Annotated in this window: 1 protein-coding gene; it reads left to right on the top strand. The window is 62.3% G+C overall.

Annotated elements, in window-relative coordinates:
• A partial coding sequence (locus tag P8629_RS12805; protein ID WP_278166462.1) for a DUF1266 domain-containing protein occupies positions 1-231 on the top strand: 231 nt, incomplete at both ends.

Genomic DNA, 231 nt, shown 5'->3' with positions numbered 1-231 from the left:
CAGCGAGTGGTTAGGGCACATCTGGCAAGTGTATGACCGCGAGCAACTATTAGAAGTGATGCTATGGCTAAGCGCCCAGGGTGAGCGCCAGCGCTGGGATATTGAAGCCCGCGAGCTGCTGACCATGGATCGCGCCCAGCGCCAAGAGTGGCAGCGGGGTGCGGTGAACGATGCTCCCTACGCGCCCGTGCTCACTGCGTTCGTCAATCAGGGCGAGCCGTTGGAGTGGGC

Origin of the sequence: Hydrogenovibrio sp. 3SP14C1 (assembly GCF_029625905.1) — a bacterium.
In the GTDB taxonomy this organism is placed as follows: Bacteria; Pseudomonadota; Gammaproteobacteria; order Thiomicrospirales; family Thiomicrospiraceae; genus Hydrogenovibrio.
The sequence above is the reverse complement of the archived record's forward strand: the minus strand, read 5'-3'. Positions and strand labels throughout refer to the sequence as shown.